This is a genomic window from Bacillus sp. FSL R5-0416, assembly GCF_037975425.1.
GTDB lineage: Bacteria > Bacillota > Bacilli > Bacillales > Bacillaceae > Bacillus > Bacillus subtilis.
In genome coordinates, this window is record NZ_CP150252.1 from 3,597,795 (window position 1) to 3,617,253 (window position 19,459).

Consider the following 19,459-nt stretch of genomic DNA (forward strand, 5'->3'; position numbering starts at 1 on the left):
ACCCGAGCACCTCCGCTGTTATCTTATGAAGGAAAATTCCGAATCCTTTAGTTCGCTAATATGATAATATGTTAGCAGATGAAAGAATGAAAATCAACGCTTAACTTCAGTAAGGATTTTTTTAGTTCAAATATCCTTCTCCTCATTATGAAAAAATCATGAACAATGTATTAAAGGTACGTAATATCTCAAATTCTTTATGTTTGGCATGCTATAATACAAATCAAATAGAGAACAAGGAGATAAAGATGAAAACACTGCGAACTCTATGTGTCCTGATGATTCTTTCAGGCGTTATTTTTTTCGGACTTAAAATAGATGCAAAAGATATAGATATTCCTTTTTTGAACAGCCTTAAAAAAGTGGTTTCTGATAGCGATACAGATACAGGTGCGAATAGCAAAAAGGAGCTGAAGGGAAGCGCAAAACCGCTGGATGTCATCCTTTACAATCAAATGGACGCACCCCGGCTCTATAACGGCTGTGAAGTAACAAGCCTTGCGATGGTGCTGAATTACGCAGGATACGACGTGACAAAAAACACCCTGGCAAATCAGGTTGCCACAGTGCCTTTGACATACAGCAGCGGATTAAAGGGTGATCCGAATGACGGATTTGTCGGGGATATGGCGAATGGCCCTGGTCTCGGTGTCTACCATCGACCGATCTATCAGCTGGCGAAAACCTATGCGGGAGACAAAGTGTCTGATCTGACTGGAAAAAGCATTTCTGCTGTTTATGAACAGCTTGAAAAAGGCAATCCAGTTTGGGTTATTACGACAGCCAACTTTACGCCAGTTGACAACATGCAGACATGGAAAACGCCAAACGGAACGATAGAGATTACGTACAGCGAACACAGCGTCGCCGTTACGGGATATGATGATAAATATGTGTATCTCAATGATCCGTATGGCTATAAAAACAGAAAAACCGATAGAACAAGCTTTGAAAAAGCGTGGAAACAAATGGGCAGCCAGGCCGTAGTTATTCAAAAGTAAACACCTGAAGCCTCACTATGCTCTATCCTGAGCAAATACGACAATATTCATGCTTTTTGTTTCAATCGGTAAGATCGATTCATTTTCCATTTATCATCCAGAATTGTCTTTACTTTCAGGCTATCTGTTTTTATGATTAAAGCAGATTCAGCCTTGCCCCGATCTATGTGAGAGAAGCCGGTGCAAGTCGCTGACGCTTCTCTTGCAAAAAATGAAAGATATCCGGGGAGGATTTATCATTGAAAAAATTCGTGTCTATCCTATTTATGTTCGGTTTGGTTATGGTGTTCAGCCAGTTTCAGTCATCAACCGCTTTTGCAGCAGACAAAGTGGTGCACGAAACAATTATCGTACCAAAAAATACAACATATGACGGGAAAGGACAGCGGTTTGTGGCAGGGAAAGAATTAGGCGACGGAAGCCAGTCAGAAAACCAAGACCCTGTTTTTCGTGTGGAAGATGGAGCAACCCTGAAAAATGTGGTGCTTGGCGCCCCTGCTGCTGATGGCGTGCACACTTATGGAAACGTTAACATTCAGAATGTGAAATGGGAAGATGTTGGTGAGGATGCGTTAACGGTGAAGAAGGAAGGAAAAGTGACGATCGACGGCGGTTCTGCTCAAAAAGCGTCAGATAAGATATTCCAAATCAATAAAGCCAGTACATTCACAGTGAAAAACTTCACGGCAGACAATGGCGGAAAGTTCATAAGACAGCTTGGCGGTTCAACCTTCCACGTTGATGTGATCATCGATAAGTGCACCATCACAAACATGAAGGAAGCGATATTCCGGACGGACAGCAAAACAAGCACGGTCAGAATGACAAATACACGCTACTCTAATGTCGGTCAAAAATGGATTGGTGTTCAGCATATTTACGAAAACAACAACACTCAATTTTAACCAAAAAAGTCCGCTGATGTTATTCAGCGGACTTTTTCAATCTTTCTTGCATTTCTTCCTTCGTATAGACGATCCTCATCGGATTTCCGCCGACAAATGCGCCGGCAGGCACGTCTTTATGGACAAGTGTTCCGGCGGACACAACTGCGCCATCTCCTATTTTCACCCCGGGCAGAATGGTCGTGTTGGCACCAATCATCACTTCGTCTCCGATCAGAACTTTGCCGATCCGGTATTCGTGAATCAAATACTCATGGGCCAGAATGGTCGTATTGTACCCGATGATTGTATTTGTTCCGACTGAGATCTTTTCCGGAAACATGATATCTGGCATCACCATGAGGGCAAAGGATGTCTGATTTCCAACCTTCATCCGCAGAAATGTACGGTACAGCCAGTTTTTCATCCCTATAAACGGCGTATATCTCGCAATTTGAATGACAATAAAATTTTTGACGACCTTTAGAAAAGGTACCGTTTGATAGACATGCCACAGTGAGTTGGCCCCCGAGACCGGATGACGATCTGTTTTTCTCACAGATTACTTCACTCCAACGATTTGTAATAGATCACTCATTTTCTCAAGCATAAAATCCGGCTCATGCTTCGCCAGCATTTCCGGCCCTTTAATCGTCCATGCGACTCCCGCCGTTTTTGTACCGGCGTTTTTGCCTGCCAGCACATCGTGGTAATTATCTCCGACCATAATGGCTTCCTCGGGCTTGCTTCCTAACTGTTTCAGCGCTAACAGCACAGGCTCGGGATCAGGCTTTGCATTCGTCACATCATCAAGGGTGACAACCGTTTCAAAGAATTCGCCGATTCCCGTGAGCTTGAGGCCCATATTGACAGTATCTCTTAATTTTGTTGTCACAATTCCTAATGTAAAGCCGGCTTTTTTTAATGCATCCAGGGTCTCATATACCGTTTCATATTCAGTCACGAGTGAATCATGCATGTCATGATTGTACGCTCTGTACATAGCCATCATATCCTCGCATTTATCAGGGTCCATCGAAGAGAACGTTTCAAAAAGAGACGGCCCGATAAATGCAAGGACATCTTCTCGTTTATACTTGCTCGGATAATAATGCTCCAGTGTATGCAAAAAGGACGCGATAATTAATTCATTCGTATTAATAAGCGTTCCGTCTAAATCAAACAGAATCGTCGTTACTTGTTTGTCACTCATATTGCTTCCTTTCCAACCGCTGAGGGTTTCCATTTTTTCCACGTGTGCGCAATAGCCATTGTCAGCAGAACTGCTGTGGTGACACGAATCAAAAGAAGCGGCCAGACCGGTATGCCGAGCGGAATAAAGACAAGTGTATCTTCCACGACCGCGTGGCAGGCAACGAGAAATATAAATGCCAATGTCATATCCCGCCTGCTCACGCCGTCATCCTCGACAGCTTTGATCATGACACCCGCTCCGTAGGCCAGACCAATCGTCAGTCCCGCCACCATTGTCATAGACGTATTTTTATTCATGCCAAGCAGCTGCGTAAACGGAGACAGCCACCTGGAGAACCGATGCAGCCAGCCTAAATCTCTTAAAAACTGGATGATGATCATCAGAGGTATGACAATTGCCGCCAGCTGCAAAACACCAAGTCCGGCTTTCGTTAAGGCTTCTGCCAGCATTCCTAGCCAGCTGTCTGGCGCCGCGCTCTTCGCAGCAATAAAACCATACTGCGCCGTTTCCTGTCCGCCATGCCAAATGAGGTTGATGACGATGGCTGACACAGCGGCTAAACCGATGCGCACGGCCAATATGACGCCAATTCTGATGCCAACCTTTGCGGCAACTGTCGATTCGATAATCAAGTTATGACAGAATGAAAGCATAACAGCTAAAATAAAGACTTCTTTCACAGATAAATCCAATGTTAAAATCCCGGCAATTCCCGCATACAGATTCAGCATATTTCCCAGTACAAGCGGAATGGCCGCTTCACCAGAAAGCCCGAAGAGACCCATCACCGGTGTGATCAGCCGTACAAGCCAATCCATGACAGGGGTATGCTGAAGCAAAGTGACCAATAGCGTTACCGGGAAAATCACTTTACCCAGCGTCCATGTTGTTTGAAAACCTGCTGCAAGACCGGCCAGAAAGATTTTCTTCATGCCTCATCCCCCTTTGTTGACGTCTACTCCGCGTACCGCTCCTTCGAGTATCCCTTGACGCGTCTGAAGATGATGGCTGCCACAGCCAAAACAATCAATACGATTGAAATCACCTGAGCGATGCGAAGTGAATCTGTCAGCATTAAGCTGTCAGTCCGCATTCCTTCAATAAAGTATCTTCCGATTGAATACCAAATGATATAGATCAAGAACATCTCGCCTCTACGCAAATTCGCTCTGCGAAGCAGCAGTAAAACAATGACGCCGACAAAACTCCATAGTGATTCATATAAAAAAGTAGGATGATAATATTGCCCATTGATATACATTTGATTGATAATAAATTCAGGCAGGTGCAGGTTTTCTAAAAAGGCTCTGCTGACAGCCTCGCCGTGCGCTTCCTGATTCATGAAGTTCCCCCAGCGGCCGATCGCCTGGCCGAGCAAAATGCTGGGCGCGGCAATGTCCGCAAGCTTCCAGAACGAAAGTTTTTTCACTCTCGAAAACACATAACCCGTTAAAATGGCGCCGATTAATCCGCCATGAATGGCAATGCCGCCCTTCCAAATCTTAATGATTTCTCCCGGATGTGCCGCATAATAGTCCCATTCAAAGGCAACGTAATAAATTCGCGCGCAAATAATCGCAATCGGAATGGCAAACAGGACAAGATCAATAAACGTATCTTTCTGCAGCCCCCGTTTTTCACTTTCCCTCATCGCAATCCACAGCCCGAGCAAAGCGCCGAGACCGATAATGATTCCGTACCAATGGACGGCTAACGGCCCCAGCTGAAATGCTATCGGATTGAGTGGTTCTATCGCTTCATTCATTTAACGCCAACTCCTATTCTTCTTGTTCACCGTCTTCAATGACGTCCGCCAGCTTGTTGGTAAATTGTTCAGCGGCATTCAGCCCCATCCGCTTCAATCTGAAGTTCATTGCTGCCACTTCGATGATGACTGCAAGATTTCGGCCTGGGCGGACGGGAATCGTCAGTTTTGTAATTTCTGTATCAATGATTTTCATGGTCTCTTCCTCAAGTCCGAGCCGGTCGTATTGCTTGCCCTGCTCCCAGAGTTCAAGATTCATGACAATCGTGATTCGTTTATTGCTTCTGACCGCGCCAGCGCCAAATAGCGTCATCACGTTGATAATGCCAAGGCCCCTGATCTCAAGAAGGTGCTCAATTAATTCCGGAGCGTTTCCCACAAGAGTATCCTGATCCTCCTGCCGTATTTCAACGCAATCATCGGCAACAAGGCGATGCCCTCTTTTCACAAGCTCCAGCGCTGTTTCGCTTTTTCCGACGCCGCTCTTTCCTGTGATCAGCACGCCGACACCATATATATCGACAAGAACGCCATGAATTGCTGTGGTAGGCGCCAGCCTGCTCTCAAGGAAGTTGGTTAAACGGCTTGACAGTCTTGTCGTTTTCAGCGGCGATCTGAGGACAGGCACCCCATTTTTCTCGGAGGCGTCAATCAGCTCCTGCGGGATGGGCATATCTCTAGAAAGAATAATAGCTGGTGTTACATCAGTGCACAGAGAATCCATTCGCTGTTTTTTCTCCTCTTCAGGAAGCTGTTCAAAGAAAGAAAGCTCTGTTTTTCCGAGAAGCTGCACGCGCTCTCTCGGGTAATATGTAAAATATCCGGCAATTTCAATGCCTGGTCTTGATAGGTCACTCATTGTAATCGGGCGGTTAATTCCTTCTTCTCCGCTGATTAATTCCAAATTGAACTGTTCCATTACGTCTTTTGTGCGAACCTTTGCCACGATATGTTCCTCCTGTTCCGGGCTGCCCCGAGCTTGCTCACAATACTTTCATTTTATCACTTTCAGGCTTGAACCTAAAACAGATTTTATAAAAGGCGGGAAAACACCTCAGCTGGTCTAGATCACTAGTCTGAAAAAGAGTAAAATAAAGGTATTCAAATTCCAGAAAGGCGGATCATCTATGGCAGAGAGTCTTCTTATCAAAGACATTGCGATCGTGACAGAAAATGAAGTAATCAAAAACGGCTATGTCGGAATCAATGACGGAAAAATCAGCACAGTCTCAACAGAACGGCCCAAGGAGTCATATTCAAAAGAAATTCAAGCACCTGCGAATTCCGTTTTGCTTCCCGGCATGATTGACATTCATATCCACGGCGGCTATGGCGCAGATACGATGGATGCAAGCTTTTCTGCGCTCGACATCATGTCGTCAAGACTTCCCGAAGAAGGCACGACGAGCTTTTTAGCCACAACGATTACCCAGGAACATGGGAACATTTCTCAAGCTTTGGTGAACGCAAGAGAGTGGAAAGCGGCTGAAGAGTCCTCTTTATTAGGTGCAGAACTGCTCGGCATTCATTTAGAGGGCCCCTTTGTTTCACCTAAAAGAGCCGGAGCGCAGCCAAAGGAGTGGATTAGGCCTTCGGATGTTTCGCTTTTCAGAAAGTGGCAGCAGGAGGCGGGCGGACTGATCAAAATTGTTACACTTGCGCCGGAGGAGGATCAGCATTTTGAACTGATCCGCCATTTGAAAGAAGAATCGATTATCGCGTCCATGGGGCACACGGATGCCGATTCCGCAATGCTGTCGGATGCCGCAAAAGCAGGGGCGAGCCATATGACCCATCTGTACAACGCGATGAGCCCGTTTCATCACCGAGAACCCGGAGTGATCGGAACGGCGCTGGCCCATGATGGGTTTGTGACAGAGCTAATAGCCGATGGCATCCACTCCCATCCTTTAGCGGCTAAGCTTGCTTTTTTGGCGAAAGGCAGCAGCAAGCTCATTTTAATTACCGATTCCATGAGGGCAAAAGGACTGAAAGACGGCGTATATGAGTTCGGCGGCCAAAGTGTGACGGTAAGTGGACGAACAGCTCTTCTTTCAGACGGAACCCTTGCCGGTTCGATCCTCAAAATGAACGAGGGCGCACGGCATATGCGTGAGTTTACAAATTGCTCTTGGACGGATATAGCTAATATAACTTCTGCAAACGCGGCCAAACAGCTGGGCATCTTTGACCGAAAAGGCAGTGTGACTGTGGGAAAAGATGCAGATTTGGTGATTGTCAGCAGTGATTGCGAGGTGATTCTCACCATTTGCCGCGGAAACATTGCATTTATATCCAAGGAGGCTGACCAGATATGAAAGTAATGGAATGTCAAACGTATGAAGAGCTAAGCCAAATAGCAGCCAGAATAACGGCAGATACAATCAAAGAAAAACCTGATGCCGTTCTCGGTTTAGCGACGGGCGGCACACCGGAAGGCACGTATCGCGAGCTGATCCGCATGCACCAAACTGAGAATCTCTCATTTCAAAACATCACTACAGTTAATTTGGATGAGTACGCCGGACTTTCAAGCGATGACCCGAACAGCTATCACTTCTATATGAACGACCGTTTTTTTCAGCATATCGACAGCAAGCCTAGCCGGCATTTTATTCCGAATGGAAATGCAGACGATTTGGAGGCCGAATGCAGACGGTATGAACAGCTAGTCGATTCCCTCGGCGGCACTGACATTCAGCTTCTCGGCATCGGCCGAAACGGACACATCGGCTTTAACGAACCGGGAACCTCTTTCAAGTCGCGAACTCATGTTGTGACATTAAATGAGCAAACCCGCCAAGCGAATGCCAGATATTTTCCTTCCATAGACAGCGTGCCGAAAAAAGCACTGACAATGGGAATTCGAACGATTCTCTCAAGCAAACGCATTCTGCTGCTTATTTCTGGGAAAAGCAAAGCAGAAGCTGTTCGTAAGCTGTTAGAAGGAAACATAAGCGAAGATTTTCCCGCATCTGCTTTGCACCTGCATTCCGATGTTACGGTTTTGATTGATCGTGAAGCCGCGTCATTAAGACCTTGAAAGGAACATGCTGACTTATGAATATCAATAAACAATCGCCTATTCCGATTTATTATCAGATTATGGAGCAATTAAAAACCCAAATTAAGAGCGGAGAGCTGCAGCCGGATATGCCTCTTCCTTCGGAGCGCGAATATGCCGAACAATTCGGGATCAGCCGGATGACAGTTCGCCAGGCGCTTTCTAATTTAGTTAATGAAGGCTTGCTCTATCGCCTGAAAGGGCGGGGCACCTTTGTCAGCAAGCCAAAAATGGAACAAGCACTTCAAGGGCTGACAAGCTTTACCGAGGATATGAAAAGCCGCGGGATGACACCGGGCAGCAGGCTCATTGATTATCAGCTTATTGATTCAACTGAGGAGCTCGCGGCTATATTAGGCTGCGGGCACCCCTCCTCTATCCATAAAATCACTCGGGTGCGGCTGGCAAATGATATTCCAATGGCGATTGAGTCCTCACATATTCCGTTTGAGCTTGCGGGTGAATTGAACGAATCGCATTTTCAGTCGTCGATCTATGATCATATTGAAAGGTATAACAGCATACCGATTTCCCGTGCAAAACAGGAGCTTGAGCCAAGCGCTGCCACCACGGAAGAAGCGAACATTCTTGGTATTCAAAAGGGAGCGCCAGTCCTATTAATTAAACGAACGACATATCTGCAGAACGGAACTGCTTTTGAGCATGCAAAATCCGTATACAGAGGCGACCGTTATACATTTGTCCACTATATGGATCGTCTTTCATAAAAAAAAGCCTCCAACCCTTTTTAAGGATTGGAGACATGGCGAAAATCAAACTGGTCTGGTGCCGGACGATATGTTTCTTTTTTCGTCTTGAACTTCCAGATCGGTGATTTCGTTTTGCCGTTAAAACTGTCTTCCACTATAATGTACCAATAATAAACAGACTGCGGTTCAAGATGATCCCAGCGGAATTCAGCTGTATCCCCGCTCTTCACTTGCTCCCGTTTTCCGAGCTCTTCATTGGTATATACGTTACATTCAAAATAATCGGTTTCCACCTTTTTGATTCTTGGCTTCAAATCAAGCGAAAGGGAAAATTCATCCTTGTTGCCATAGGTATCCGTATCATAGTAATTCTTATCCTTTACATACGGAGAATACGTCGATACGTGTACCATGTCATGGGCCTGGTCAAATTGAAGCAAACGCAAATATCCTTGCCCGCCTTCTGGCCCGCCCTGATAATCGGCCAGCATTTGATGCACAAGACGATCCGGCTTCCCATCACCATCATCATCCAGCTCATCTGTTTTTCTCATCGCACTATGATAATGCCCGCTCAATACCATCACGACATTCGGGTTCGGCTTTACGATTTCTTTGAATATTTTCTCTCCGATCGGGCTTCTGTTTCCGCTGACCAGCAAATACTCATGAAAAGCTAAAATGGCCATCCGGTCAGGGTGTTTCTTCAGCACCTGATTCATCCACGCGATGTCTTCATTCGTAATGCCCCATCCCATGTACAGCATGATATAATCATTGCCGTTGCTAGAAATCAGGTCATAATGTCCGCGGTTGTTTTTATAGGAACCGCCATAATGCAATTTTTTATCAAAACGATCGCTGCCAAAATATTTGCCAAACGCCCTGTAGGAGCCGTCCTTATGCCCGACATCGTGGTTGCCGGCCAGCACGCCGTAAGGTATTCCGCTCTTATCCAGAACGGACATTGACCGATCAGCGTTTTTCCACTGTCTGATATCGGCGGAATCATCTACAATATCACCCGTGTGGAACACATATTTGATATTGAGCTGCTTTTGATTATCTTTTATCCATTCGGTCTGTTTATCAAAAATATGCGGATAGCTTTCGGCGTAATACTGTGTATCAGACATCCAGACAAATGTGTACATATCCTTCGCAGGGGGAATTTCATCCTGTACAATCACATTCATTTTCGACTCCCGTACAAAATCGGCGGCAATCACAGACGCTTTCAGCGTAAACGGTTTGTCATCCTTCGCGACGAAGCTGTCAACAGGCTGCCATTCGTTTGTCCGATAATTCCAAGCATACATCGTCACCTTTCTCCCCGGCAAAGAACTGCCCTTCCAGACTGCTTCTGCCAGATCATTCTCATCAATTGATGGATCAACCGTCACTTCAAAGCGATGATAAGGGAAAAGCTCTTTGTTTTCTGTCGATACTGTTTTTCCATCAGCAGCAGATACCCGCTCCAATTCTTTATTCGTAAATGGGGTCTCCCTTTCCGGCACAAAGCTTTTCGGCGGTTCAGTCAGTGACGCGTGCTTAAATATTTTCACATGATTTCGCGCTGTATATTGAAATCCCCTATAAAAACCAACATCCATGGCATCATTCGTCGGATCTTTCACCCGTACAGAAAGCTTGGCCTTATGCGTGTCGGCTTCGCTGTCTATAACCTCCGGCTGGTCCGGATGCTCTCGTTCGGTTTTAAATATCCTCTCAATCACTGTTTTATTGCCCGCGAGATCCGTTGCTGTCACTTTTAGAGAATGTTTTCCCGGCAAAAGATCAGAAGAGGACGTATGATATGGGAGTGTAATGCTTTCTCCATCTAAAGACGCTTCCGCTTCCTCAATTTTGCTCCATTTATCATACATATCCGCCTGCAGGATAAGGTTTCCTTTATACGTTTGCCCCTCGGTGATATTCGGCTCAATGTGAGGTCCTGAATTATCTACCCGTACAACCAGGCTGACATTTTCCTTGCCGTCGCTTGCTTGAATATGGTGAGCGCCTTCAGAAAGCTTTGATGTATCCCACTCCAGCAGCTGTGATGTAAATAGTCCGTCAGGCAGATTGAACTGAAATTGCCAGCTTTTATTTGAGCGCTGATTATCGCCAATAAAGAGTTCCTTCTCAGGGGACACCCTCTGATCCCTGATCACCGTTCCATCTGATAACACCAATCGGGCGTTTTTGACTAAGAAGTCATCACGGTTTTCAGCCGTATCAAACGGAGACACCTTCGAACCCGATCGTATTGTAATACGCTGCAGCTGCTTCCCTTTCCGAAGCAGTGTCTCTGGCAATGGAACAGAATAGGTGCGGTATTTATTTGTTGTATCATCGAACACCTTCAGCACTTTGCCTTCCATCGTTACCGCGTTTTTAAAATAAAGGTTCGTTTTCCTCGTATCGAACGCAAAATATACTTCTTTTTCCATCGCGGGCTCTGTCACTTGTTTTTTCCCGTCAATCCATAGCTTAATGCGGTCAGCTCGCCCTTCTGTCGTGGCTTTGAGAAATTGAGTTCCCGACAGCGTGTCTCTGTTTTCAATATTCATCCGCAGACCGTGCGACTTGCTTGTTTGTTTAATATCAATCATTTTGACCGGCGTTCTCGCTTCATTGATCCCGTCCCCGGCCGCCACATAATACTCTAGCTGATCCTTCCCGATCAATTCAGGCGAATACACAATATAATGGTAGAGATTATCGTTGCGGTCTTTTTCAGCAAGAATTCGCTTAAACGGTTTGTTCTCATCCGTCCGGTAGTAAAAGGCCGCTGTTTTCACTAGACTTCGGTCCCGTATGTCAGCCCGCAGCTCAATGCTTTCAGCAGGGCGGACAGGCTTGCGGTCAGTCAAATCCTCAATGACCGGCTTTTCTTTATCGAGCTTGATTTTCCGTTTCTGCTCGGGCACCTGTGCCTGTAATACGGTTCCGGGAGACGGATTCTTTTCCCCGATTGAAATGTTCAGAAGTTCTGCGGTTCCGTTCAACGGATACTTATAAAGCACTGATGACAGCCGGCGCAGCGCATGTTTCCGATAATGCGCAACCGAAATGTCCTTTCCTGTATTCGTTGATATCACAACGGCCCGCGGCCTCGTATTGGCCATACCCTCTGTCTCGTCTATCACCGCGAGATTTTTTCCTTCTTTAAGTTGTGTCTGATAATAACGATTGAAATCCTCTGACGTCAATTCTGGATGCCCGGCAGGCTTCAGCCAGACGACAAACGTTTCGCCGGATGGTATCAAGATCCTTTCATCAGGTCTCCAAATCAGATCGGAGTCAGGCCCTTCTTTTGGGTAGCGGTAACGGATATGGTAGTCTTTAAAATCAATCGTTCTGTCAGTCGTATTAAAAATCTCAATAAATTCATAACCGTCTGCACGTCCTATATTCTTCGTATCAACCGCCAGCTCTGTGATCAGAAGCTCCGGAATATGGGCAAGGTCAGCCTGGTATCCTTCAAGCTTCAGTTTCTTCGTCTCCGACTCCACCCGCTGCTTCCCATTCGACATCACAATGTAATACTCAAGCTCGCTGTTCCAAATCAAACGTTTCGGAATTTGTGCCAAAAACTTGCGGACCGCTCCGGGGGTCGGGTCCATCGGCACCATTTTGTAGCCCAGCTCATTACTTTGTTTATAAAAAAGAAAGGCGGAAAATGCTTGATACGAATTATCGCGAACTTGAGCCTCAATCATTAGATTGTTTCTCATTTCAGCTTTCACATCAATTTGAGGAGGATTTTCAAGCAAGGGTATGTAATGAGGCGTTTGAAATAGTTCCTGCTGTACAACAGGAAAAGCTTTCGATTCATGATGGCCGCCAGACAAAACGGAAAGAAAAGACAGTAATATAGAAGCAATAACCGTGTATTTCCTCATCAAAGCACCTCCCTTTTCATGTATTTTGCGTCTGAACAGGGAAGCTTATGAGTTCATTTTTAAACAATGTCCAATCTGACAAAGCAGATGGTATACGACATATACGCGGGACTGCTGAACAAAAAGCGAACACTTTACTTCACATTTTTTAAGGAGGCTGCAGAACATGTAAAAAAGCTGCCTTTGCGGGCAGCTTTTTTTATTTTTTTCTAAGCGGCTCTAAAATGCCTTTTTGAATCAGCAAATGGAAGACCGACAGGATAACGGATGCCCATATCGCTGTGCCGAAGCCGTCGATTTGAAAGCTGTCACCCATAATGGACGCGGTCATCATAAGCGTGATGGCGTTAATCACAAACAAGAAGAGCCCAAGCGTCACCATAGTGACCGGCAGTGTAAAGATAATTAAAAGAGGTTTAATCAGCACGTTTAAGATCGATAAAATGAGGCTGGCGATAATCGCTGCCCCAATGCTGCTGATATGGATGGAGTCAATATATCCATCAATGACGATTAATAACAATGCATTGACTAAAATGCTGACTGCCCATTTTACCATGTTATTTCATATCCCTTTCTGACGGGACGATAAAAATCCAAATGATATAAATGAGCAAAACCGGCAAGACACTTGTCATAATGGCTAAGATGACAGTTATGACTCTGAGGAGTGATGCGTCCCAATTGAAATATTCCGCGAGACCTCCGATAACACCGGCGATTTTCTTATTTTTTTCTGAGCGATAAAGCTTATTCATTCGATCACCTCTGTGAGTACTTTAGTTTGATGGCGCCTGTTAGTGATTCTGAGAAGACGGTTATGTTTTGATCATGTGCTTGATTTGAAGTGAACATCATTTCTTTTTGAATGGTATCATTTTTTTCCTTCAGCATCTCAACATCCATTAATTCATGGGACAGCGAACCAAGATTGCTTTTCAGCTCTGCCTTCACTGCGAGATCGTCCGGAATCGCAAGCTCCACACTTCCAGTCGTTGTTTTTGCATAAATGGAGCGGCAGTCTGATTCTGTTACGTTAATCGCAATATTTCCGTTAAAGCTTTGAACGTCAATGGATTCGCTTTTCCCTCTGAGATCGATCAATCCGTTAATGGTTTCCGCTTCTATCGTTCCGCAGCTGTGGCTGGCGAGCTTAATTTGCCCGTTGGCCGTTTCAGCTATGGCTTTTTCGGCTGTTAAGTGCGAGAACGACAGCACGCCGTTTGTCGTTTTCGCTGAGAACTCTTTTACATGTAAATGTTCCCCTCTGACCGGACCGTTAAACAGCTTCACTCGAATCTTATCATACTCCTTCTGAGGAATATACAAAGTGACATTCGTTTTCATCGTCTTTTTCTCAGTACGGATAAAAAACTTATTACCTTTGATTTCACATTCAATATGCTGAAGAAATGCGTGTCTCGCCGCATCCTGGCTGTCAGCGCGATATACCTTCGCCTGGCATTCCGCTCTGATATCGTCATCTTCCCAAGGGACGATATTCACGCTGCCATTGGCAATTTGCAGCTCAACACTGGAAAAATCAGTATCTTTAAATTGAAAAATGTGCTGAACATCATACGCATGGCCAAAGTTTAAATCAAGGTCAACTTCCTTGACCTTTTTTACAGCAGAATCAATCCAGTCAAACAGCTTGGCTCCTAAAGACGGCTTGCCGCTTTCTTTTTTTGCCGTTGTAAATGGCTCTTCCTCGTCATGAACGTGAACTGAGAGCGCTGTGATTTTCTCTTCTTTTTCCTTGTAGTCGCTGTCAAGCTTTTCAATCAGTGTCAAAGCTTCTTGTGCTGTAAGCTTTCCTTCCTCAACAAGCTTAAGGATTCGTTCCTTTTCTTGCTTCATTACGATCTCCTCCCCATTGTCTACTTATGCTTCACGCAGGACCTTAATGCCCTGAATCACATTCCAAATAATAATGCCAATGACAACTAAGAAATAAATAACCGCTCCCCCGATGATTACAAATACAGGAAGCAAGCTGTCTCCATCAATCGCAACGGCTCCGCCAAGTAAAGCAATAAAAAGGAACAGCCAGCCGACAAACGGAACTATGTGAGAAATAAGAGAGCGTATCGCATGGCGTTTTGTTTCTTTCTCATTTACAACAAAATAAGCGACAATCGGCACAATGATTGGCGCAATAAACACACTGAAATAACAAAGTGATGCAATAATAGCTTGATTACGGTTCAATTCATTCCACACTCCTATTGTGAATTGTCCATGACAAAAGATCAGGGACGTTTTACTTATTTATACGTTTAAAATCTCTTCAGGTTTCAAATTCATTCTTTAGACATGCTCCGATTTACGGAAATTGGATTTTAAAAAGTTTTAGAAGTAGAATCTTCCGGCTATACCGATTACAATATGTAAAAAGCTTACGGCAACCAAGGAGGCTGGACAAGCAATGGAGAAAGATCCCAGTGACTATACAGTAACACAAGAATCAGTGTTAAAGCTGATTCATGAACAAAAAAGAATGAATCGTGAAATGATCGCCGAGCTTGAGCAGATTCACGGACCCTTCCCGATCTCTCACGATATCCAATATATAAAAGTGCTGCTCGACAGCAGCAACACGCATATTGTTCAAGATTTAATGAGTGTAAGTAAGCAGCTGTATAAGAAGACTTTGTAATTGCGGAAAACATATCATTCATTATAACTGAAACAAAGCTAAAGGTTAGATGACAATATCTTGCCTTTTTTGTTTTGAAAAAACAAGTGATTCCCTGGCTGTCACAAAATGATTGTAACAAAAAAAGCCTGCCGGCACATCCAGTTAATGGACTCTGTCGGCAAGCTGTAACTATCAGAAAGAGATAGCCGTTCAAAATTAACGCAACAATTGAAGCACGTTTTGCGGCTGTTGGTTTGCTTGAGCAAGCATCGCTTGAGAAGCTTGAGAAAGAATGTTGTTCTTTGTGAACTCGCTCATTTCTTTCGCCATGTCAACGTCACGGATACGGGACTCAGCAGCTGTCAGGTTTTCACCAGAAGCGCTTAAGTTGTTGATTGTGTGCTCTAGACGGTTTTGTACCGCACCAAGTTTAGCACGTTGAGTAGAAACTTGATTGATGGCTGCATCAATGCCTTTAAGCTGATCATCAAAAGAAGTAGTATCAAATTTTGTTACATCAAGAGTATTCAATTTAACAGTATCACTACCTAAGTCTTTTGCTGCCATGCTATCAATTTTAACGTTAAGCTGTTGACCAGCATTCGCACCAATTTGGAATGTGAAACCATTAGTTTCAGTTCCATCTAACAATTGCTTTCCGTTGAATTGAGTACGATTTGAAATACCGTCAACTTCCTCAATAAGCGCATCCATTTCATCTTTAATCGCACCAAGATCTTCATCTTGCTGTGTACCTGTGTTTCCTGCTTGAACAGTAAGTTCACGCATACGTTGAAGGATTGCATGGGTTTCAGTCAATGCACCCTCAGCTGTTTGGATAAGAGAAATTCCGTCTTGAGAGTTTTTAGAAGCCATTTCAAGACCTCTGATTTGTCCTCTCATTTTTTCAGAAATCGCAAGACCCGCTGCGTCATCTCCCGCACGGTTGATGCGAAGACCAGAAGAAAGTTTCTCCATGTTTTTTGAGCTCGCACTGTTGTTTGAAGACAAACGGTTTAGTGTGTTAAGCGCTGCAATATTGTGGTTGATTCTCATGTGAAAAATACCTCCATGTGTATATGTTTTTGAAATCAAAGACTTCCTTTTCTTTGATTTCTGGCGTATCAGATTCCAATAAAGCTTCTAACCTATGTAGATTCAGTTATTGCTTAAGGATGCCTTTAAGCCCTTTAATAGGGTTTGTCTGCTTAATTTGGAAATCATCATCCGCCTTTCAATTCATATATCGACAGCAATTTGTAAATGTTTAGGCGTTTTCCCAAAGAAATTTTACCAAAGACGAATCTAAACCTATTATGCCGTAAAGAAAAAGCTTGCCTGCTAAGCCCAAGGATGGACTTGCTGACAAGCTGTCCCCTCTTAACAGAGGGTTTTAAGATGTAGCTGTTTCTTTCGCTTTCAAGAGCGATTTCATGCGTGTTTTGTCACGTTCGATAACAGGCTTCAAATAACGGCCTGTATACGATTCTTCCACTTCAGTGATTTCCTCAGGCGTTCCTGACGCGACAATGGTTCCGCCCCCGGCTCCGCCTTCCGGGCCCAAATCCACAATGTAATCGGCCGTCTTAATGATATCAAGATTGTGCTCAATAACCAGTACAGTGTCTCCGTTGTCTACCAACCGTTGCAGCACGACAAGAAGCCTGGCGATATCGTCGACATGCAAACCTGTCGTCGGCTCGTCTAAAATGTAGAGCGTGCGTCCGGTCGAGCGTTTGTGCAGCTCAGATGCGAGCTTCACGCGCTGCGCTTCTCCGCCTGACAAGGTCGTCGCCGGCTGGCCGAGCGTGATATAACCTAAACCAACATCATAAAGGGTTTGGAGCTTTCGTTTGATTTTCGGGATATTTTCAAAGAAAGAAAGAGCATCTTCAACCGTCATATCAAGCACATCAGAGATGCTTTTTCCTTTGTACGTCACTTCAAGCGTTTCACGGTTATAGCGTTTGCCGTGACACACCTCGCATGGAACGTATACGTCAGGAAGGAAGTGCATTTCAATTTTAATAATCCCGTCTCCGCGGCAGGCTTCACATCGTCCGCCCTTCACGTTGAAGCTGAAACGGCCTTTTTTATAGCCGCGGACCTTCGCTTCATTTGTCTGCGCGAATACATCACGAATGTCATCAAATACACCGGTGTATGTCGCAGGGTTGGATCTCGGCGTTCTTCCGATTGGCGCCTGGTCAATGTCAATGACTTTGTCTAAGTGATCCAAACCTTTAATCTCTTTATGGCTGCCGGGCTTCGCTTTCGCTTTATGAAGCTTTTGCGCCAGCGCCTTATGCAAAATTTCATTAACGAGTGTACTCTTTCCTGAACCAGAAACACCTGTAACTGCTGTAAACGTCCCAAGCGGGAACTTGGCATTCACTTTTTTCAAGTTGTTTTCTGAAGCACCTTTAATTTCAATGTAACGTCCGTCCGGCTTTCTTCTTTCAGGAGGCAATGGGATAAACTTTTTCCCTGATAAATAGCTGCCCGTTAATGAGTTTGGATCTTCCATCACTTCTTCCGGCGTACCCGCAGATATCACCTGTCCGCCGTGAATGCCGGCTCCCGGTCCAATGTCTATTAAATAATCTGCTGCCATCATCGTGTCCTCATCATGTTCGACAACAATCAGCGTGTTCCCGAGGTCTCTCATATTTTTCAGAGCGCTGATCAAGCGGTCGTTATCACGCTGATGCAGACCGATAGACGGCTCATCTAAAATATAAAGCACACCGGATAAACGCGAGCCAATTTGAGTCGCCAGCCTGATGCGCTGCGCCTCTCCTCCGGACAATGTACCCGCTGCCCTGCTCAATGTCAGGTAATCGAGACCGACTTTGTCCAGAAAGCTTAAGCGCTCCACAATTTCGCGCAAAATCAAATTGGCGATCTGCATATCCTTCTCAGAAAGGGTAAGGTCTTTAAAGAAGGCAAGTGCGTCGGCGACAGACAGCTCGGTAATTTTTCCAATGTGGCGGCCGTCAATCAGTACGGCAAGCGCCTCTTTCTTTAACCGATAGCCTTTGCACGTCGGACAAGACTTCTGAGACATATACTGCTCCATTTGCTCACGTATGAAATCGGAGCCTGTCTCCTTATAGCGTCTTTCAATGTTGCGCAATACGCCTTCAAATTGAATTTCACCTTCGCGTATTTGTCCAAAATCATTTTCATATCGGAAATAAATCAGGTCATCCCCGCTGCCGTACAGCACTTTATCCAGTTGATGCTTCGGCAAATCTTTGACCGGCACATCCATATCAATCCCGTAGTGGGTGCAGACTGCCTCAAGCAGCTGAGGATAATATTGTGAGCTGATCGGTGTCCAAGGGGCGACCGCATTCTCCTTCAATGACAAATCTTGATTGGGGATGACAAGATCGGCATCCACTTCAAGCTTCATTCCGAGACCGTCACACGTCGGACACGCCCCGAACGGACTGTTAAACGAAAACAGACGCGGCTCAAGCTCACCAATTGAAAATCCGCAGTGCGGACAGGCATGATGCTCGCTGAACATCAGCTCTTCCTCACCGATGACATCGATCATAACCCGTCCTTCCCCTAAACGGAGCGCCGTTTCCAATGAATCTGACAGCCGGGCTGCCACGCCTTCTTTCACGACAATCCGGTCAATGACAACCTCAATGGAATGCTTCTTGTTCTTTTCTAATTCGATATCGTCGGAAAGCTCAGCCATCTCGCCGTCAATTCTGACTCTGACATAGCCTTGTTTTCTAATCTGTTCAAGCACTTTGACATGAGCGCCTTTTCGGCCCGAGACAATCGGCGCCAGCACCTGAAGCTTCGTCCGTTCCGGGTATTCCAGAATTCTGTCCACCATTTGCTCGATGGTCTGGGATGTAATCTCAATTCCGTGTTCCGGACAATGAGGCTTCCCTACTCTCGCATATAAAAGACGCAGATAATCATAAATCTCAGTTACCGTACCGACAGTAGACCTCGGATTGCGGCTCGTTGTTTTCTGATCAATGCTGATGGCGGGAGAGAGCCCCTCAATTGCATCCACATCAGGCTTATCCATTTGCCCTAAAAACTGGCGGGCATAAGCAGACAGCGACTCGACATACCGTCTCTGTCCTTCAGCATATATCGTGTCAAAGGCAAGGGAGGATTTACCTGATCCGGACAAACCCGTGACAACGACAAGCTGATCTCTCGGAATCGTTACATCTATATTTTTCAGGTTATGCGCCCTGGCTCCCTTCACCTCTATCCGATCCATAGCCATTTG

General features: G+C 45.2%; 18 protein-coding genes. 6 read left to right on the forward strand and 12 right to left on the reverse strand.

The genetic code is table 11. The features are described from left to right. The first annotated feature begins 248 nt into the window (after window positions 1–248). Window positions 249–1,001, forward strand: coding sequence for a C39 family peptidase (locus tag NYE20_RS19080; protein WP_144482859.1), 753 nt, complete (start codon window positions 249–251; stop codon window positions 999–1,001). Between the two features lie 239 nt (window positions 1,002–1,240). Then, complete coding sequence (gene pelC / locus NYE20_RS19085; protein ID WP_021480690.1) at window positions 1,241–1,906, forward strand: pectate/pectin lyase PelC; 666 nt, start codon at window positions 1,241–1,243, stop codon at window positions 1,904–1,906. Window positions 1,907–1,925: 19 nt separating this feature from the next. Here pelC and hprF read toward each other — a convergent pair whose 3' ends face one another. From hprF to hprK, 5 genes are read right to left on the reverse strand one after another with little or no spacing between them, the layout of a single operon-like run. Next, window positions 1,926–2,444: a heptaprenylglyceryl phosphate O-acetyltransferase gene (gene hprF / locus NYE20_RS19090; RefSeq protein ID WP_339183845.1), complete on the reverse strand. Its 519-nt coding sequence runs from the start codon at window positions 2,442–2,444 to the stop codon at window positions 1,926–1,928. A 3-nt stretch (window positions 2,445–2,447) separates the two neighbouring features. After that, window positions 2,448–3,098, reverse strand: coding sequence for a pyrophosphatase PpaX (gene ppaX / locus NYE20_RS19095; RefSeq protein WP_124072682.1), 651 nt, complete (start codon window positions 3,096–3,098; stop codon window positions 2,448–2,450). After that, a complete protein-coding gene (locus NYE20_RS19100) occupies window positions 3,095–4,033 on the reverse strand; it encodes a nucleoside recognition domain-containing protein (RefSeq protein ID WP_032726935.1) in 939 nt (312 codons plus the stop codon). Before NYE20_RS19100 ends, ppaX begins: the two co-directional genes overlap by 4 nt. Before the next feature lie 23 nt (window positions 4,034–4,056). Continuing rightward, window positions 4,057–4,866, reverse strand: coding sequence for a prolipoprotein diacylglyceryl transferase (gene lgt / locus NYE20_RS19105; RefSeq protein WP_021480693.1), 810 nt, complete (start codon window positions 4,864–4,866; stop codon window positions 4,057–4,059). 13 nt (window positions 4,867–4,879) lie between these two features. After that, window positions 4,880–5,812, reverse strand: a complete 933-nt coding sequence (gene hprK / locus NYE20_RS19110) for an HPr(Ser) kinase/phosphatase (protein WP_003228097.1) — start codon at window positions 5,810–5,812, stop codon at window positions 4,880–4,882. A gap of 181 nt (window positions 5,813–5,993) precedes the next feature. On the opposite strand from hprK, the gene nagA reads away from it, so the two are divergent. Genes nagA through nagR form a run of 3 tightly spaced genes read left to right on the forward strand, consistent with a single transcriptional unit; the run spans window position 5,994 to window position 8,658 of the window. Continuing rightward, a complete protein-coding gene (gene nagA, locus NYE20_RS19115) occupies window positions 5,994–7,184 on the forward strand; it encodes an N-acetylglucosamine-6-phosphate deacetylase (protein WP_101501504.1) in 1,191 nt (396 codons plus the stop codon). Continuing rightward, entirely contained in the window at window positions 7,181–7,909 is a 729-nt protein-coding gene (gene nagB / locus NYE20_RS19120) for a glucosamine-6-phosphate deaminase (protein ID WP_049140417.1), read from the forward strand. Before nagA ends, nagB begins: the two co-directional genes overlap by 4 nt. Before the next feature lie 17 nt (window positions 7,910–7,926). Further along, window positions 7,927–8,658: an N-acetylglucosamine utilization transcriptional regulator NagR gene (nagR, locus tag NYE20_RS19125; RefSeq protein WP_014478108.1), complete on the forward strand. Its 732-nt coding sequence runs from the start codon at window positions 7,927–7,929 to the stop codon at window positions 8,656–8,658. A gap of 20 nt (window positions 8,659–8,678) precedes the next feature. Here the strand turns inward: nagR and NYE20_RS19130 are convergent, their stop codons facing one another. From NYE20_RS19130 to yvlA, 5 genes are all read right to left on the reverse strand, one after another. Then, window positions 8,679–12,548: a metallophosphoesterase gene (locus NYE20_RS19130; protein WP_339183851.1), complete on the reverse strand. Its 3,870-nt coding sequence runs from the start codon at window positions 12,546–12,548 to the stop codon at window positions 8,679–8,681. Between the two features lie 199 nt (window positions 12,549–12,747). Then, window positions 12,748–13,107, reverse strand: a complete 360-nt coding sequence (locus NYE20_RS19135; RefSeq protein WP_003228066.1) for a phage holin family protein — start codon at window positions 13,105–13,107, stop codon at window positions 12,748–12,750. 1 nt (window position 13,108) lies between these two features. Further along, a complete protein-coding gene (locus NYE20_RS19140) occupies window positions 13,109–13,306 on the reverse strand; it encodes a PspC domain-containing protein (RefSeq protein ID WP_003228065.1) in 198 nt (65 codons plus the stop codon). 4 nt (window positions 13,307–13,310) lie between these two features. After that, complete coding sequence (locus tag NYE20_RS19145) at window positions 13,311–14,408, reverse strand: DUF4097 domain-containing protein (RefSeq protein WP_014478112.1); 1,098 nt, start codon at window positions 14,406–14,408, stop codon at window positions 13,311–13,313. A 24-nt stretch (window positions 14,409–14,432) separates the two neighbouring features. Beyond that, entirely contained in the window at window positions 14,433–14,759 is a 327-nt protein-coding gene (gene yvlA, locus NYE20_RS19150; protein WP_032726939.1) for a protein YvlA, read from the reverse strand. A 217-nt stretch (window positions 14,760–14,976) separates the two neighbouring features. On the opposite strand from yvlA, the gene NYE20_RS19155 reads away from it, so the two are divergent. Beyond that, a complete protein-coding gene (locus NYE20_RS19155) occupies window positions 14,977–15,207 on the forward strand; it encodes a hypothetical protein (RefSeq protein WP_003235419.1) in 231 nt (76 codons plus the stop codon). 198 nt (window positions 15,208–15,405) lie between these two features. Here NYE20_RS19155 and hag read toward each other — a convergent pair whose 3' ends face one another. Both hag and uvrA read right to left on the reverse strand, forming a co-directional pair. Further along, complete coding sequence (hag, locus tag NYE20_RS19160; RefSeq protein ID WP_050258599.1) at window positions 15,406–16,245, reverse strand: flagellin Hag; 840 nt, start codon at window positions 16,243–16,245, stop codon at window positions 15,406–15,408. Window positions 16,246–16,582: 337 nt separating this feature from the next. Continuing rightward, window positions 16,583–19,456, reverse strand: a complete 2,874-nt coding sequence (gene uvrA, locus NYE20_RS19165; RefSeq protein ID WP_003228057.1) for an excinuclease ABC subunit UvrA — start codon at window positions 19,454–19,456, stop codon at window positions 16,583–16,585. Window positions 19,457–19,459: the final 3 nt, after the last annotated feature.